We start from the raw sequence: 15,199 nt of genomic DNA, 5'->3' as shown, positions 1-15,199 counted from the left end.
CATGGCCGCCATCCCCCGCCTGGACACCATCGTGCCGTGCAGCTTCACCGGAGCCGGCGGCAACCGCCTGGCGGCGGACGCCGGGGGCGATCCGGGCGCGCCGGGCGTGCTCCTGCTTCACGGCGGCGGCCAGACCCGCCACTCATGGGGTCAGGCCCAGCGCGACCTGATCGCCGCCGGCTACCACGTCGTGTCCGTCGATGCACGCGGCCACGGCGAATCCGACTGGGTGGACGCGGGAGAATACACGCTGGCGTGGCAAGTCGCGGACCTGCGTGCGATCGTCCGCCAGATGGGCGGCCGCCCCGCCCTCGTGGGAGCATCGATGGGCGGCGTCGCGGCGCTCGTCGCCTGCGGCCGCCTGCCGGACCTGGCCAGCGCGCTGGTGCTGGTGGATGTCGCCCCGCGCCTCGAACCGGAAGGCGTGGACCAGATCCACCGTTTCATGCACGCCAATCCGGACGGCTTCGCCAGCATCGACGAGGCGGCCCGGGCCGTCGCGGCCTATACGCCGCACCGGCCGCGCCAGCCCAATCCGGACGGCTTGCGCAAGAACCTGCGCCTGCGGGCGAACGGACGCTGGTACTGGCACTGGGACCCGGCCCATTTCGCCGCCGATCGCCACGCGGCGCTGGCTCATATGACCGAATGCATGCTCGAGGCCGCCGATCGCATCGCCATCCCGGTCCTGCTGGTGCGCGGCCGCCAAAGCGACGTCGTCAGTGAAGCAGGCGTCGCGGAACTGCGTGCCCACATTCCGCACCTGGAATATGCGGACATCGACGGCGCGGGACACATGATCGCCGGCGACAAGAACGACGCTTTCAACGGCGCCATGCTGCAGTTCCTCGAACGCCGGTTCGGCGCGCCCGCGCCGGCGGCCGGACACCCATAACAATCGACGCGGCGCCGCCACGGCGCGCGCAGGAGACGATCATGCAACTCAACGAACCCCTCGCCAACACCGACCGCCCCGCGCAGGAGGATCGCGTCCCCGCGCGCAACTGGTATGCGCTGCTGATCCTGACACTGATCAGTGCCTGTCACTTCCTCGACCGCACGATGATCTCCATCATCGTCGAACCCGTCCGCAGGGAATTCCACTTGTCCGACAGCCAGATCGGCCTGATGACCGGCCTCGCGTACGGCGCCACGTTCGCCATCGCCGGCATCCCCATCGGGCTGTTGATCGACCGTATGAACCGGGTCCGCCTGCTTGCCGCGCTAGTGGCGATCTGGAGCGGCATGACGGCACTCGCCGGATTCGCCACCAATTACCTGCACCTGCTGATCACGCGCATGGGTGTCGGCGCCTCGGAAGCGGGCGGACCGCCAACGAGCCTGTCGCTGATCTCGGACCTGTTTCCGCCATCGCGCCGCTCCACCGCGGTCGGCTACTTCTTCCTCGCGACCGGCATGGGCGCCGTCACCAGCGTTTTCATCGGCGGCTACATGACGGCGCACTTCGGATGGCGTACGTCGATGATGGTCGCCGGGATACCAGGCATCGTGCTGGCGGTGTTGTGCGTGCTGACCGTGCGCGAGCCGCGCCGCGGCGCGACCGAGGCGCATCGCGGACGCGACAATGTCAAGGCGGCGAGCGTTTCCACCGTGCTGCGCTACGTGACCGGGAATGCCGCCATGCGCAACCTGGTGCTGGGTGTCTGCTTTGCCGCCGGCGGCGTGTCCACGATCGCCGCCTGGCTCCCCGCCCTGATGATGCGCGTGCACGGCTTCAATATCAAGGAAGCGGGTTTCTCGGTCGCGCTCGCGGCAGGCATCTTTTCCTCGGTCGGCTCCTTCATCGGCGGCTTCCTGAGCGACCGCCTGGCCAGGGCCAACGCGCGCCGCCGGATGGACCTGGCGATGGGCAGTTGCCTTTGCGCCGCCGCGTTCGCCGTCCTGGCGCTGAACGTCAAGGCCGGCACGCCGTTCCTGACGCTCGCGCTGCTGTGTGCGACGATGATGTGCATCTTCGTCGCCTTTCCCGCCGCGTATGGCAACATGCTCGGCCTCACGGCGCCGAACATGCGCGGCACCACGTCCGCGTCGATGCAAGTGTTCTCCAACCTGGTCGGCTACGGTGTCGGTCCGCTGGCCGTCGGCATGCTGAGCGACCTGTACAGCGGCGCCAGCTCGCTGCGTCTCGCCATCATGACCGGCGCGGGCGTCTGCCTGCCGCTGGCCGCGCTGTGCTTTGCCCGCTCGGCGAGCGCATGCGACAGGCTGCTGGGCCGGCGTCCGCTGTAATCTCCTGCCACCACCACAAGGACATCATGAAGCCATCCGACACGCCCCTGGTCATCGAAGCCGCGATCTGTCCCTACCGTTCCGCCGCCCCCGTCTGGGACCAGCACGGCATGGTCAGCGAGGCGCAGGCCTGCCTCGCGGCGGGCGCCGCGATCATCCACCATCACCACGACATGCGCTTCGACGCCGGCGCCGCCACCGACGAGATGCTCGCCATGGGCAAGGCCGTCAAGGCCAGTCATCCAGGGGCCTTGCTGTACCCGGATTTCCTGAGCGGCGCGGCGGTGCAGGACTGGCTGGGGCATGTGCGTCCGCTGGCATTGGCCGGTGTACTCGATCTGCTGCCGGTCGATCCGGGCGGCGCCTTTTCCGGCCAGCTGGACGACGACGGCCTGCCGGTCGGCGCCAACAAGACCCGCTTTTCGTTCGACGACGCCAACCATACGCTGGGCCTGGCGCACGAGCTGAATCTTCCGGTGGCGGTCGGCGTATCCGAGCCGTTCAACCTGCGCTGGGCACTGGCGCAGCACGCCAAGGGCCGGCTGCCCGCGGGTTCCGTCATCAAGCTCTATTTCGGCGGCGAGTACAGCCTCGTCAAGATCGGCAAGCGCGCGCTGAACTTCGGCCTTCCCCCCAACAAGCCGGCGCTGGACGCTTACCTGTCGATGCTGGAAGGGACCGGCCTCGCGTGGAGCGTCGGCGTGCTGGGCGACGCGCTCCTCGATACGCCGCTGGCGCGCTATGCGGTCGAACGGGGCGGCCATCTGCGGGTGGGAATCGAAGACGCCGCCGGCCGCACCTCGCTGACCAACAGCGAAACGGTGGCCGCGGCGGTGGCGCTGGCCGGGGAAGTGGGCCGGCCGGTCGCCCAGAGCGCCGCCGCCTGGGCCGCGCTCGGACGTCCGGCCGCACCTGCCCGCGCGGCGGGCTGAAAGGGCGCCGGGGCCGCCTCAGGCGGTCTTGATCCAGACTGCCTTCGTGTTCATGAATTCTTCCACGTGCGCCGCGCCGCCTTCGCGGCCGTAGCCGCTCATCTTGTAGCCGCCGAATGGCATCGCGGGATCCATCTGCTGATAGCAGTTGACCCACACCGATCCCGCCTTCAGGCCCTTCGCCACGCGGTGGGCGTTGCCGATGCTGCGCGTCCATATGCCGCTCCCCAGGCCGAACGTCGTCGCGTTGCCGCGCCTGACGACGTCCTCGATATCATCGAACGGCAACGCGGCGACCACCGGCCCAAAGATTTCTTCGCGAGCGATGCGCATGTCGTCCCGGACATCCGCAAACACGGTCGGCCGCACGAAATAGCCCGCCGCGAGCGCGCCTTCGCTGATCCGCGCGCCGCCCGCGGCAAGGCGCGCGCCTTGTTCCCGTCCGACGCCCAGGTAGCCGACGACGCGCTCCAGCTGTTCGTGCGACACCACCGGCCCCATCTGCGTGGCCGGGTCCATCGGGTCACCGACGCGCAACCGGTTGGCAAAGGCCGCGACCTTCTCGACGAACTCATCGTAAATCGGACGTTCCACGAATAGCCGCGAGCCTGCGCTGCAGACCTGCCCCGAATTGGCGAAGATGGCCATCGCGGCACCCGGCACCGCCGCGTCCAGGTCGGCATCCGCGAACACGATATTCGGCGATTTCCCGCCCAGTTCGACCGTCACGCGCTTGATGTTGCCGGCGGACGCACGGATGATCTTCTGGCCCACTTCGGTGGAACCGGTGAAGGTGATCTTGTCGACGTCCGGATGCTCGGCCAGCGCGGCGCCGGCGGCGCCGAATCCGGGGACCACGTTGACGACACCAGGGGGAATGCCCGCCTCCAGGCACAATTCGCCCAGGCGCAGAGACGACAGCGGCGCTTGTTCGGCCGGCTTCAGGACGACCGTGCAGCCGGCCGCGAGCGCCGGCGCGATCTTCCAGATTGCCATGAACAAGGGGCCGTTCCACGGAATAATGGCCCCCACGACGCCCAGCGGTTCCTTGACGGTGTAGGTGAAGATATCACCCGGCTGCGAATTGTCGATCGTCTGGCCATGGACCGTCGTCGCCTGCCCGGCGTAGTAGCGCAACATGGCGACCGCGCGCTGGCGCCGGCTGGCAGCGTAGGCAACCGGCCCGCCCATGTCGAGCGTGTCGAGCGCCCCCAGCTCGTCGGCATGCGCATCGACCAGGTCGGCCAGGCGCAGCAGCGCCATTTGCCGGTCGTAGGGGTTGAACGTCGACCATGCGCCTTCGAACGCGCGCCGGGCCGCCTGTACCGCGAGGTCGATGTCCTCGGCCGCCCCTTGCGCCACTTGCGCCAGCAACTTGCCGTTGGCTGGATTGATGGAATCGAAGCAGCGTCCGGAACGCGCCGGCACGTGGCGGCCGTCGATCAGCAACTGCTTGACTTGCCCATCAAGAAATTTCACGTGCATCATGTAGCGACTTCCTTGTCAAATGGTCGTATCGCCGCTACTGCCGTCGACAGCAGCCGGACTTCAGCGTTTCGCGGCCGCGACCGGCAGGCCGGCGGCCGCATGCGCAACCGGCTTGCCGCCCTTGTCGGCGCGGGTGCACAGCAGGAACCGTGACAGCGCCGGAATCAGGATCAAGGCACCGATCATGTTCCACAGGAACATAAACGTCAGCAGGATGCCCATATCGGCCTGGAACTTGATGGGAGACCAGACCCAGGTGATCACGCCGGCGGCCATCGTCACCCCGACCAGGCCGACGATCTTGCCGGTAAAGTCCAACGAGCGCGCATAGGCTTCGGCCAGTGTCGCGCCCTGCCGTTGCAGGGACAGCTGGACGCTCAGCAGGTACAGCGCATAGTCGACGCCGACGCCGACGCCGACCGCGATGACCGGCAGCACGGCCACCTTGATACCGATGTTCAGCCATACCATCAGGGCTTCGCACATCACCGACGTCAACATCAGCGGGATGACGGCAACGACCGTGGCGCGCCAGCTGCGGAACGTCACGAAGCAGAGCAGGATGACGGCGCCATACAGCACGAAATGCATGGTCCAGAAGCTTTTCTTGACGACGATATTGGTGACCGCCTCGATACCGGCATTCCCGGCCGCGAGCTGGAATTCGCGCCGCGGACCATTATGCTGTGCCGCGAATTGCTCCACCGCGTCCACCACCCGCGTCAACGTTGCCGCCTTGTGGTCCTTGAGGTAGGCCACCAATGGCGTGTATGCGCAGGTGCGGTCGGCCAGCTCCGGCCGGTCGCCCTGGAAAATCGCGAAGGCCTGCGAGCGGTTGGTCGTGTTGCGCGACAGCGCCTGCCACTTCGGATTGCCTTCGAACAGGCCCGACGTGCCACGCCGGATGCCATCCGCCAGCGACAGGGTGGTCTGCACGCCGTCGAGTTGGCGCAGCGCTGCGCCCAGGCGATCCGACTCGACCAGGTTGTCGTAGCCGAAACACTCGGTGGGTGGGGTCTTGATCACGACGACGAACTGGTCGGTGGACAGCGCATAATTCGCGGTAATGAACGCGTTATCCCGGTTGTAGCGGGAGTCGGCCCGCAGTTCGGGCGCCCCCGGATTCAAGTCGCCGATCTGGATATCCCGGCGCACCACCATCGCTACCGCCGCCAGCGCGACCGCGCCGAGGATGGCGACGGTCGCATACCGCCGCTGGCACAGCGCGATCAGGCCGCGCCGCACCATGCCTGCCAGGCCGCTCGGTACCGCCTGTTCCATTCTTACGCTGCGCCGAGCCGCTGCGGCGTTCACGCCGGTGTAGGACAACAGCACCGGAATCAGGACCAGCTTGGTAAAGATCAGCACCGTCACGCCGACACTGGTCGTGATGGCCATGTCGCGGATCGCGGGAATGTCGATGATGACGAGGACCGCGAAGCCGACGATATTGGTCAGCAGGGCCGTCAGGCCGGCCAGGAACAGGCGGCGGAACGTGTAGCGCGCCGCGACATACTTGTGCGTGCCGCGCCCGACGTCCTGCATGATCCCGTTCATCTTCTGCGCGCCGTGCGACAGGCCGATGGCGAAGATCAGGAACGGCACCAGGATCGAATACGGATCCAGCACATAACCGAGCAGGTGCAGGAGGCCCAGCAACCAGACGACCCCGAGCATGGCCGACCCGACCAGGAGCAACGTGCTGCGCAGGCAGCGGGTGTACGTGTAGACGCAGGCGGCCGCGATCAAGACCGATAACGCGAAATATTTCATCACGTCGTACAGGCCGTCGATCAGGTCCCCGACGAGCTTGGCGAAGCCGACGATATGGACCTTCACATGCGGGCCGTCGAACGAGCGCACTTCACTTTCCAGGCGGCGCGAGAACTCGGCGTAATCGAGTTGCTCGCCGGTCTCGGGGTTCTTTTCCACCAGCGGCACCACGATCATCGTCGACTTCAGGTTGTCGGCCACAAAATTGCCGATGATTCCCGCCCGCGCAATATTGGTCTGCAGCTGGCGCATCGATTCGGGGCTGCCGTCCCAGCGGTCGGGCATCACCGGACCGCCGCGGTATCCCTCCTCGGTGATCTCGGTCCAGCGCAGGCTGGTCGTCCACAGCCCCCGCATCCATGCCCGATCGACACCGGGCATCAGGTAGACCTTGTCGTTGATCTTCTGCAGCGCGAGCAGATACTCGCGATCATAGATGTCGCCCCGGGTGTTCTCGACCGAGATCCGGATCGCGTTGCCCATGCCGCGCAACGACTGGCGGCTGGCGAAATAATTCTTGATGTAGGGATGCGAACTCGGGATCATCTTTTCGAAGCTCGCGTTGACAGGCAGCTTCGTCGCCTGCCAGCCGAGGAACAGTGTCACGACCGCGCAGATGACGAGCATGAGCGGCCGGTGATTGAAGATGACCCGTTCCAGCCATGACCCGCTACGGGTATCGAATTTGGCCGGGTCGGTGATGACAGGCAGTTCGATTGCCTGGTGTGAAGATGACATGCCTGAACTCCGTGACTAGGACAGCTTGGGTAAAAACGCGCGGCGCAGGCGGCGCTACTGCAGTGCGACCTGCTGCACGCCATTGGCCCCCACCACGACCGCCTTTCCCGGCGCGCTCTGCACGATGCCGGACAAGACGCTCGGACGCGGCACGCGCAACCGGCGGAACGAGGCACCGGCGTCGTCACTCACCAGCAGGCTGCCGTTCTGGCTGACGAGCAGGAGCCGGTCGCGTGGCGCCGCGGCGCCCGTGATCGAAGCATTGGTACCGGTATCGAGCTTTTGCCAGGTTTTCCCCTGATCCGCCGAGCGGTAGGCGGTACCGCGCAGGCCGCCGGCCAGCACGATCCCGCCATTGCCGGCCAGCGTGAAAAAACTGCCGGCATAACCGGTGTCGGTACGGACAAAGCGCTGGCGCGCGCGGTCGAGCCTGAACACGATGCCCTTCTCGGAGGCGATATAGATGTCATCGCCCACGCCGCGGATCGCATTCAGGTGCAGCGCGTTGTCCGCCTCGACCTTCTCCACCCATGATTGCCAGCTCTTGCCGCCGTCGCTCGTGGCGAACAGCGTGCCGAACGACCCGCACACGAACCCATGCTGCGCGTCCTCGAACCAGACATCCAGCAAAGCCTGCTCGGGACCGTTCTCGTAATTCAGGCGGGTATCCTCGAGCAGGCGCGCGGCGACCTTGTCGCCGCCATCCGCCAGGCGCTTGAAATGGGCCGTCAATTGCTGGGCGGCCTGCCGGCCATCGAACTGCTTCACCCAGCTGGCGCCGCCATCCGCGCTGTGCAGCACCACGCCGTCGTGACCGACGGCCCACCCCAGGGCCGGGGTCGGGAAATGCACGGCCAACAGATCCGACGACACCGGCGCCGGGCGTTGCGACCACGTTGCGCCGCCGTCGTCCGACGTGACGATCAGGCCCCGGATGCCGACCGCGACGAGCCGGTTGCCTGCCTGCGTCACACCGGACAGCTGGGTCGAGGCGGCCAGCCGGGTCGGCGCCGCCGGCGCATCGAGCGGATCGCGGGTCGGCTGCGTGCCTGCACCGGCCGGCAGCGCGAGGGCCGCCAGCAACAGCGTGTGGACGGCCCGCATGTCAGCGTACCCCGCGTCCAGCCAGCGAGTCCGGCGTGAAGAAATTGCTCGGGTAAGCCGAGACTTTCATGTAGCCGAACTGGTCGGGACGCCCTTGCGGCTTGGTCTGGAAGCCATACAGGTTGCGCGGCATGTCGTACAGCACGAATGCGCCGGTACGCGTACCGGGCTTGTCGTATTCCTGGATCGGCGGCAGGTGCATCAAGTGGTGAATCTTGCCGGAGTGATCGACGCTGTAATAGACCGGCGATACCCAGCTGTCTTCGTCGACCAGGAACACCTTCTTCTGCTGGACATGGCGCTCGCCCTCCTTCAGCGACCCTTCGACTACCCACACCCGGCGCAGCTCCCAGCGGAACAGGTCCGGGTTGGCGTGGTCCTTCTTCATCGTTTCCTCGGTCGTCGCGGCGAGGAACCGGTAGTCATTGGCAGGGATGTACATCTCGCGCTTGCCGAGGAGCTTCCAGTTGTACTTGTCGAGCTTGCCGTCGAAGCCGCCGATTTCATCGAAAATCAACAGGCCACCGGACGTGGTCGAGACGGTGTCGTACTTGAACTCGGGCGCAAGGCGCACCCGGCGCTGGCCGGGCACATAGCTCCATGCCATGTCGTCATGCTGATCCTGGCGCAGGAAGGCGACGCGCAAGGTGGCCAGGCCCGCCTGCGACGCCGGCTCCAGGTTCGAGGCCACTTGCCTGCGGTAGGGCTTGTCTTCCGGCAGCGACGTCACGGTATTGTCCCAGTACAGGTTTTCGGTGTCGGCAACCTGGAACGATGCGCGGGTGAACGTTCCTGAGGTATCCATCAGGCCGGCATCGAGCTTGAAGCGGTAGCGCACCGGCTCGAATTTGAGGATCACGTTCCACATGACTTCCGCACCGCTCTTGGGAATCGGGAACGGCACTTGCGCATGCGCGCCCGTGATGCCCGGCGCGTTGCCGACCAGTTTCGGTTGGTTGATGCGCTTGGCGGTGTTCTCGTACACCCAGTCCGCGTAGCACGCCAGGCGGCGCGTCGGATAGATATCGATGGCGAACGTCGGATAGCGCCGGAACAGCTCCTTCGTGCCGTCGTCGATCTTGTCGGCATATTGCGCGAGGTTAGCGCGCGTGATGCGGAACAGCGGCTTGTCGGCGGCGACGGGGTCGATGTACGGCGCCCCGCCTGCCTGCGCCCCCTGCTTCGGGCTATACCCGGCCGGCGCCTTGCACAGCCCGCCCGTCCACTCGGGAATGGTGCCGGCCTTGTTTCCGGCGCGCTCGGCGCCCATGGGCGTCAGGGTCGTGCCGAGCTGCCTGGCCTCCTCCGCCGTGACCTCGGCCAGTGCCGGAAGCGCCAGTGCCAGGCCCGCGGCCGCAGCCGCGATGATGTGAATCGTCTTTTGCATTTTCATGTCTCCTGTTATGACTTCAACCGCCGGATCGCCACGGCGCCGGCGGCCCGCTGCTGTTCCAGATCAGAACGTCGTCTTGAAAGTGACGGACAGCCAGCCATGGTCGCTCTGGATGGCGCCGGACCCGTTGGTGGTGCTGACCAGTCCCGTGGCCGGATTGGTCTTGTAGCGCGCCTTGCCGTCCACGTACTTGATGGCGAAGTCGTAGCGCGAATACAGCGTGGCTGCCAGACCCAGCGACCACGTCATCGCGTCTTCGTTACCGCCGCCCAGAGCGGCGCCGTTGCCGTAGATCTGATAGGCCAGCGACGTTGGCATGGACACGTCCCAGCCCGCGAACGCCTGCGGCCAGGACGGCGAGAACGTAATGTTCGTGCCGACCGCGTTCTTGGTCGAGCAGCCGTCGGACCGGTCGCGTCCCGCCGGGCAGGCATAGCCTTCGCCGTTGAAGCGGCCGGGGTTTTTCGTCACCCGCATCAGGTGGCTGAAATTGATTTCACCCGCCAGCGCACCGCCTTGCCACAGCGCGGTCCTCGGCAACAGCCAGGAACCGTTGACCAGGCCATGGAGCGTGTCGCCGCGCGCGCCTTCGACGGCCTCGTAGCTCGGGCCGACGCCATTGGTCGGCGTCACCACCGTCGTCGTGGAGTTCAGGGCAGTATTCTTGCGCACCGACAGTTCGGAGCCGACGCTGACGCTGCCGAGCGTCCTGGCCAGGCTGATGCCGAGCAGTTCGGTGTCGCGGGCGAAGTTGAAGCGCACTTGCCGCGTCGGCGCCAATTGGGTGAAGGCCCACGGCAGCTTCTCGTCGAACTTGCGGTAATACAGACCAACCGTGCCGCCCAGCACCGCCGGGCTGTAGCGCAACATCACGCCATAGTCGCCGCTGTTCCCGGGACGCAGGTCCGGACCATTGGCGACGCCCGGCGCGGCGAAATCGGAGCGGGTGGCATCGCCGGTGGCGAAATAGGTACCGCCGGGCACGAGCCGGAACGGCGACCAGGAGAAGGCGTATTGGGCGCCGATCGACAGTTCGTCGTTGACCGTCATTTGTGCGGACAGCTGGCGGCGCGGCAAGTACAGTTCCTTGGCCTCGGCGCCCGGGCTCGTCGCGGCCTTGATACTATCCACCGCCCCCTGCGAATAGGCGATGCTGTTACCGACTGAGTATGACGACTCGCCCCAGTACACGTTGTGCTGGCCCAGCTTCAGGTTCAGCGTCGTCGCGCCGAGGTCCAGGCGACCGAAGACGAAGGCGTCCAGGATCTCGCCGGAAGGGCCGACGATGTAGCGCTTGGCATAGCTGTTGTAGCGATCGTTTTGATAATTGCCGGCCGAGGTCAGCGCGGGATTGCGCTCCGAGTGGCTGGAATACGCACCATCGGCCCAACCGGTTGCGCTGACACGCCCGCCGAAATTGCCGTCCCAGACGACGTCCAGTTCCGACAGCAGGTCGACCCGGTTCAGCATCATGTCGCCGCGCTTGAAGCGGCCTTCCGTCTCGTCGTTGGCGGCGCTTCCGTAGAACGCCGGATTCACCTTTTCCATGCGCCAGCCGCCGTTGTAGCGAATCGTGTTATCCCAGCGGATCTCGAGCTTCGGATTGCCGGTATCGAACGATGCGGCGTGTGCCACTCCACATGTTCCAGCGAATACCAGCGAAATTGCGGCCGGCACGCGCGACCGCGCCAGGCGGACCAAGACTTGTTTGCTCATTGCTGCGTCTCCTGTTCTTATAGTAGTGACTGACGGATGCCGTTGCCGGCCTGTCGGCTCAACTTGCTTCATGTCGTCCCGCCTGGTCGCCGGATTCCTGATGGATCGTCAGTTTTATGCAGTAAGCCACAAAACTTCAACAGCGTCAACAGGTGCCGCTTCCAAACCCTGGCGGGCCTTGATAAAACTGACTAATCATCAGCTTTAGCAGAATAGCCATGCGCAAATCGCGCGTCAAATCCATTTTTCGCATGGCCGCCAGTCTTTTTTTACATGCTTGGGAAGCGGCGCCAGGCGTTCTGCCGGGGCGAGGCGCAAGCGGGTGGAGAAGTGCGGCATGTGCGTGCGGGAGCCGACCCGACGGGCGCATGCTGCGCCGTCGAGCTTTCCGCGCACGGGGTATAACTAACACGTTAACGGTTATTTGCTATCATGGCGAAAGTGCTTCGCGCATGCCCTTGCCATGCCCGGTTCCATGAGTTATAACTTGAATAACAGCTGTCAGTTCCATCGATCCGATGGCGAGACTCTGATACGATCCTTTCACACCACCCTCCGGATTCCACCATGAGTGCAGCAGTACAACTGAACAAACAAGGACAGATCCTAGGCCGCAAAGGCCAGGAGACGCGCGCGCGGCTGATGGACGCGACCCGGCGCTTGCTACTGACCAATTCGCCGCTGGAACTGACGGCCGTCGGCATCGCGGCGGAAGCCAATATCTCGCCGGCTACCTTCTACATGTATTTCGACGACACCAAGGACATCCTGTTCGCCCTGAGCGAGGTCGCCGGCGAGGACATGGCCGCGGTGCACGCCATCTTCGACCAGGCCTGGTCGCGCGACAATCTCGAGCAGCATGCGGCAAATGTGATCGACGCCCTGAACGAGGTCTGGAACAAGCATCGCGCGGTGTTGCGCTACCGAAACCTCGAAGCGACGCGGGGCGATCCGCGTTTCGCCGAGTTGCGGATGAATACCTTCCTTCCCTTTATCGAACGCTTCGCCGAGCGCATCCTGTCGATCAATCCTGCCGTGCCCGGGGGCCGAAAACGTGCGGACGCGTATGCCGAAGCGTCGATCCTGCATGGCGCGATGGAACATATGGCCGCTACGGATCCGGAGGTCATGGCCGCGGGCCTGGGCGCGAAGCGGATCAATGCCAACATGGCGCGCATCGTCGCGATGACGATACGCGGCGGAGCGGGGCCGCATGAGGTCAGCCCGCCGGTGGCGAATACCGACCGGGCAGCGAAGGAAGTCATGCCCCCGTCGGTCGCGGCGAAATCGGCAAAAAAAAAGGCGGCTAGCATCGCAAAGGCCGCCAAGTCGGCGGCCAGCAATGCAGCCAAGCCTGCGAAGCCCGCGACCAGGCAACGCAAGGCCGCCTGATCGGGACATCAGGCGCCCCTGGGCGGGACGGCGCCGACTGGCGAGGAAGACACGCCGGTCAGGCCAACCGTTCGCGCTCCGCCCGTGCCAGTCGCACGAGGTGCGCATGTGAACTCCCCAGTGCATATTCGATGGCCGTCATGCGCTTGAAATAGTGACCGATCACATATTCTTCCGTGACACCGATGCCGCCGTGCAGCTGGATCGCCTGGGCGCAGATGAACTTGCCGCTGCGTCCGACATGGACCTTGGCCGCCGACAGGGCCTGGGCGCGCTCGTCCGGCGCGGCGTCCATCGCCGCCAGCGCCCGGCACACCATGCCCCGCGACAGCTCCAGTTCCAGCAGCATGTCGCTCATCCGATGTTGCAGGGACTGGAACGTATTCAAGGTCACACCGAACTGCTTGCGCATCTTCAGGTAGTCACGGGTGATCCACAAGGCCTGTTCCATCACGCCAAGCGCCTCCGCACAGAGGGCGGCCATGGCGTGGGCATGACCGGCGTCGAGCGCCCGCCACGCGGCGCCGGGTTCGCCCAGCAGGTCCGCCGTTGCCACCTCGACGTCGTCGAGCACGAGATCCGCGCACCAGCGGTTGTCGATGAGCCTGAGCTCCCGGACGTCGAGACCCGGCGCGTCGCGCGCCACGATGAACAGCGTGATCCCATGCCGTTCCGCGGCGGTGCCGGCCGTGCGCGCGGAGACGATGAAGCGATCGGCCGCGTTGCCGCCCACGACGAGCGACTTGCGCCCGTTGATGCGCCAGCGTCCGGGGCCGGCCGGGGACGCGACCGTTTCCACATGGGACAGGTCGCCACGCGCCTCCACTTCGCCATGGGCCAGCACGGGCCTGGCCCTGCCTTCGGCCAGGGCTGGCAGCAGCGCCTGCTTCTGGCGCTCGTCGCCGGACGCCGCGATCGTCTGCGCGGCCAGGACTGCGACGGCCCAGAACGGCTCGACGCACAAGACGCGTCCCATCTCTTCCATCAGGATCGCCGTCTCGATCGCGGAACCGCCCAGGCCGCCGGACGCCTCCGGGAGCGACATGGCAAGCCAGCCCAGTTCGGCGTACACGCTCCAGCGCGCGGCATCGAAACTGCCCTGCGCCACCAGGGGCGCGCGCGCATCGAATGCGCAGGTTTCCTCGAGAAAGCGGCGCGCGCTGTCCTTCAACATCTGCTGTTCTTCATTCAGCTCGAATTGCATGCTCAAAGCTCCAGATAGGTGCGGGCGACGATGGTCCGCTGTACCTCGTTGGCACCGCCGTAGATCGTGGTGGCGCGTCGGTACATGTAGTCGGTGACCACGCCCGGCGCGTATTCGGGGCCGAGCACCGGCCCCGCCGGCAACGCGCCTTCCGGCGCGGCATGGCATGGGTCGGCATAAAAGTACATCGCATGATCGCCGAGTGCCTCGACCTGCATCTCGCCGATCCGCTGCAGCAGCTCCGAACCGCGGATCTTCAACAGCGAACCGACCGGCAGGCCGCCGTTGCTACCCTTTTCATATAGGGCGCGCAGGGTCAGCCATTCGAGCCCCTGCAATTCGACCTCCAGTGCCGCCAGCCGTTCGGCGAAACCGGGGCTGTCGATCAGCCGCCCGCCACCTGCACGTTCGCGGCAAGCCATCGCACGCAACTGTTCCAGGTTGCGCTTGTTGCGCGGCCATTCGCCGCTGAACGCGCGCTCCAGTTCCAGCAGCGACTTGGCATATGTCCATCCCTTGCCCTCCTCGCCGACCAGCAGCGTGGCGGGCGTGCGGACATCGTCGAAGAACACCTCGTTCAGGCTATGGCTCTCGCCGATGTCGATGATGGGCCGGATCGTGATGCCGGGCGCGTTCTTGTCGACGAGGAGCATCGAGATGCCCCGCTGCCTTGCCGCCGGATCCGTCTTCACCAGCATGAAGATCATGTCGGCCTGTTCGACGTACGACGTCCAGATCTTGCGGCCATTGATGACGTAGTCGTCGCCGTCCCTGACCGCCGTGGTGCCGAGCGACGCTAGGTCGGACCCGGCGTTCGGCTCGGAGAATCCCTGGCCCCAGAACACATCGGCATTCAGGATGCGCGGTCCGAACTCCCGCTTCAGCGCTTCGCTGCCGTACGTCATGATGATCGGACCGATCATCTTGAAGCCCGACGTATCGATCGCCGGCGCGCCGGCCATGAAGCACTCCTCGTCGAAGATCAACTGGCGCACCGGCGACCACCCCGTGCCGCCCCATTCCCGGGGCCAGTTCTGGCCCGACCATCCGCGTTTGTTCAGGATTCTCGTCCAGGCCACCTGGTCTTCCCGCACGAAATGGAAGCCGCGCCGGGTGCGCTCGGCCATCTCGGGCGGCAGGTGCTCGCGCAGGAACGCGCGGACTTCCTCGCGGAAGGCCTGGTCGGCCGGTTCGATCTCAAAATTCATT

General features: G+C 65.8%; 11 protein-coding genes. 4 read left to right on the top strand and 7 right to left on the bottom strand.

Annotated elements, in window-relative coordinates; translation table 11 throughout:
- Position 1 precedes the first annotated feature (1 nt).
- From BVG12_RS00675 to BVG12_RS00665, 3 genes are read left to right on the top strand one after another with little or no spacing between them, the layout of a single operon-like run.
- Complete coding sequence (locus BVG12_RS00675) at positions 2–895, top strand: alpha/beta fold hydrolase (RefSeq protein ID WP_075790700.1); 894 nt, start codon at positions 2–4, stop codon at positions 893–895.
- 41 nt (positions 896–936) lie between these two features.
- Positions 937–2,250, top strand: coding sequence for a spinster family MFS transporter (locus BVG12_RS00670; protein WP_075790699.1), 1,314 nt, complete (start codon positions 937–939; stop codon positions 2,248–2,250).
- Positions 2,251–2,276: 26 nt separating this feature from the next.
- Positions 2,277–3,182 (top strand): 3-keto-5-aminohexanoate cleavage protein, encoded by a 906-nt coding sequence (locus BVG12_RS00665; RefSeq protein ID WP_075790698.1) that lies wholly within the window; start codon positions 2,277–2,279, stop codon positions 3,180–3,182.
- 18 nt (positions 3,183–3,200) lie between these two features.
- Here BVG12_RS00665 and BVG12_RS00660 read toward each other — a convergent pair whose 3' ends face one another.
- The 5 genes from BVG12_RS00660 to BVG12_RS00640 form a co-directional block, all read right to left on the bottom strand.
- Positions 3,201–4,670, bottom strand: a complete 1,470-nt coding sequence (locus BVG12_RS00660) for an aldehyde dehydrogenase family protein (protein WP_075790697.1) — start codon at positions 4,668–4,670, stop codon at positions 3,201–3,203.
- Between the two features lie 60 nt (positions 4,671–4,730).
- Complete coding sequence (locus tag BVG12_RS00655) at positions 4,731–7,181, bottom strand: efflux RND transporter permease subunit (protein ID WP_083684296.1); 2,451 nt, start codon at positions 7,179–7,181, stop codon at positions 4,731–4,733.
- 54 nt (positions 7,182–7,235) lie between these two features.
- Entirely contained in the window at positions 7,236–8,285 is a 1,050-nt protein-coding gene (locus BVG12_RS00650) for a WD40/YVTN/BNR-like repeat-containing protein (RefSeq protein ID WP_075790696.1), read from the bottom strand.
- A gap of 1 nt (position 8,286) precedes the next feature.
- Entirely contained in the window at positions 8,287–9,672 is a 1,386-nt protein-coding gene (locus tag BVG12_RS00645) for a DUF1329 domain-containing protein (protein ID WP_156895482.1), read from the bottom strand.
- 69 nt (positions 9,673–9,741) lie between these two features.
- The gene (locus tag BVG12_RS00640) at positions 9,742–11,394 is read right to left on the bottom strand and encodes a DUF1302 domain-containing protein (RefSeq protein ID WP_075790694.1); all 1,653 of its coding nucleotides are present in this window, start codon (positions 11,392–11,394) and stop codon (positions 9,742–9,744) included.
- 567 nt (positions 11,395–11,961) lie between these two features.
- On the opposite strand from BVG12_RS00640, the gene BVG12_RS00635 reads away from it, so the two are divergent.
- The gene (locus tag BVG12_RS00635; RefSeq protein ID WP_075790693.1) at positions 11,962–12,786 is read left to right on the top strand and encodes a TetR/AcrR family transcriptional regulator; all 825 of its coding nucleotides are present in this window, start codon (positions 11,962–11,964) and stop codon (positions 12,784–12,786) included.
- A gap of 58 nt (positions 12,787–12,844) precedes the next feature.
- Here BVG12_RS00635 and BVG12_RS00630 read toward each other — a convergent pair whose 3' ends face one another.
- On the bottom strand, positions 12,845–13,990 hold the full coding sequence (locus BVG12_RS00630; protein WP_075790692.1) for an acyl-CoA dehydrogenase family protein: 1,146 nt from the start codon (positions 13,988–13,990) through the stop codon (positions 12,845–12,847).
- Between the two features lie 2 nt (positions 13,991–13,992).
- Positions 13,993–15,198, bottom strand: a complete 1,206-nt coding sequence (locus BVG12_RS00625) for an acyl-CoA dehydrogenase family protein (RefSeq protein WP_075790691.1) — start codon at positions 15,196–15,198, stop codon at positions 13,993–13,995.
- Between the last annotated feature and the right edge of the window lies 1 nt (position 15,199).

Origin of the sequence: Massilia putida (assembly GCF_001941825.1) — a bacterium.
GTDB lineage: Bacteria > Pseudomonadota > Gammaproteobacteria > Burkholderiales > Burkholderiaceae_D > Telluria > Telluria putida.
This window is presented reverse-complemented; position numbering and strand designations above follow the sequence as displayed.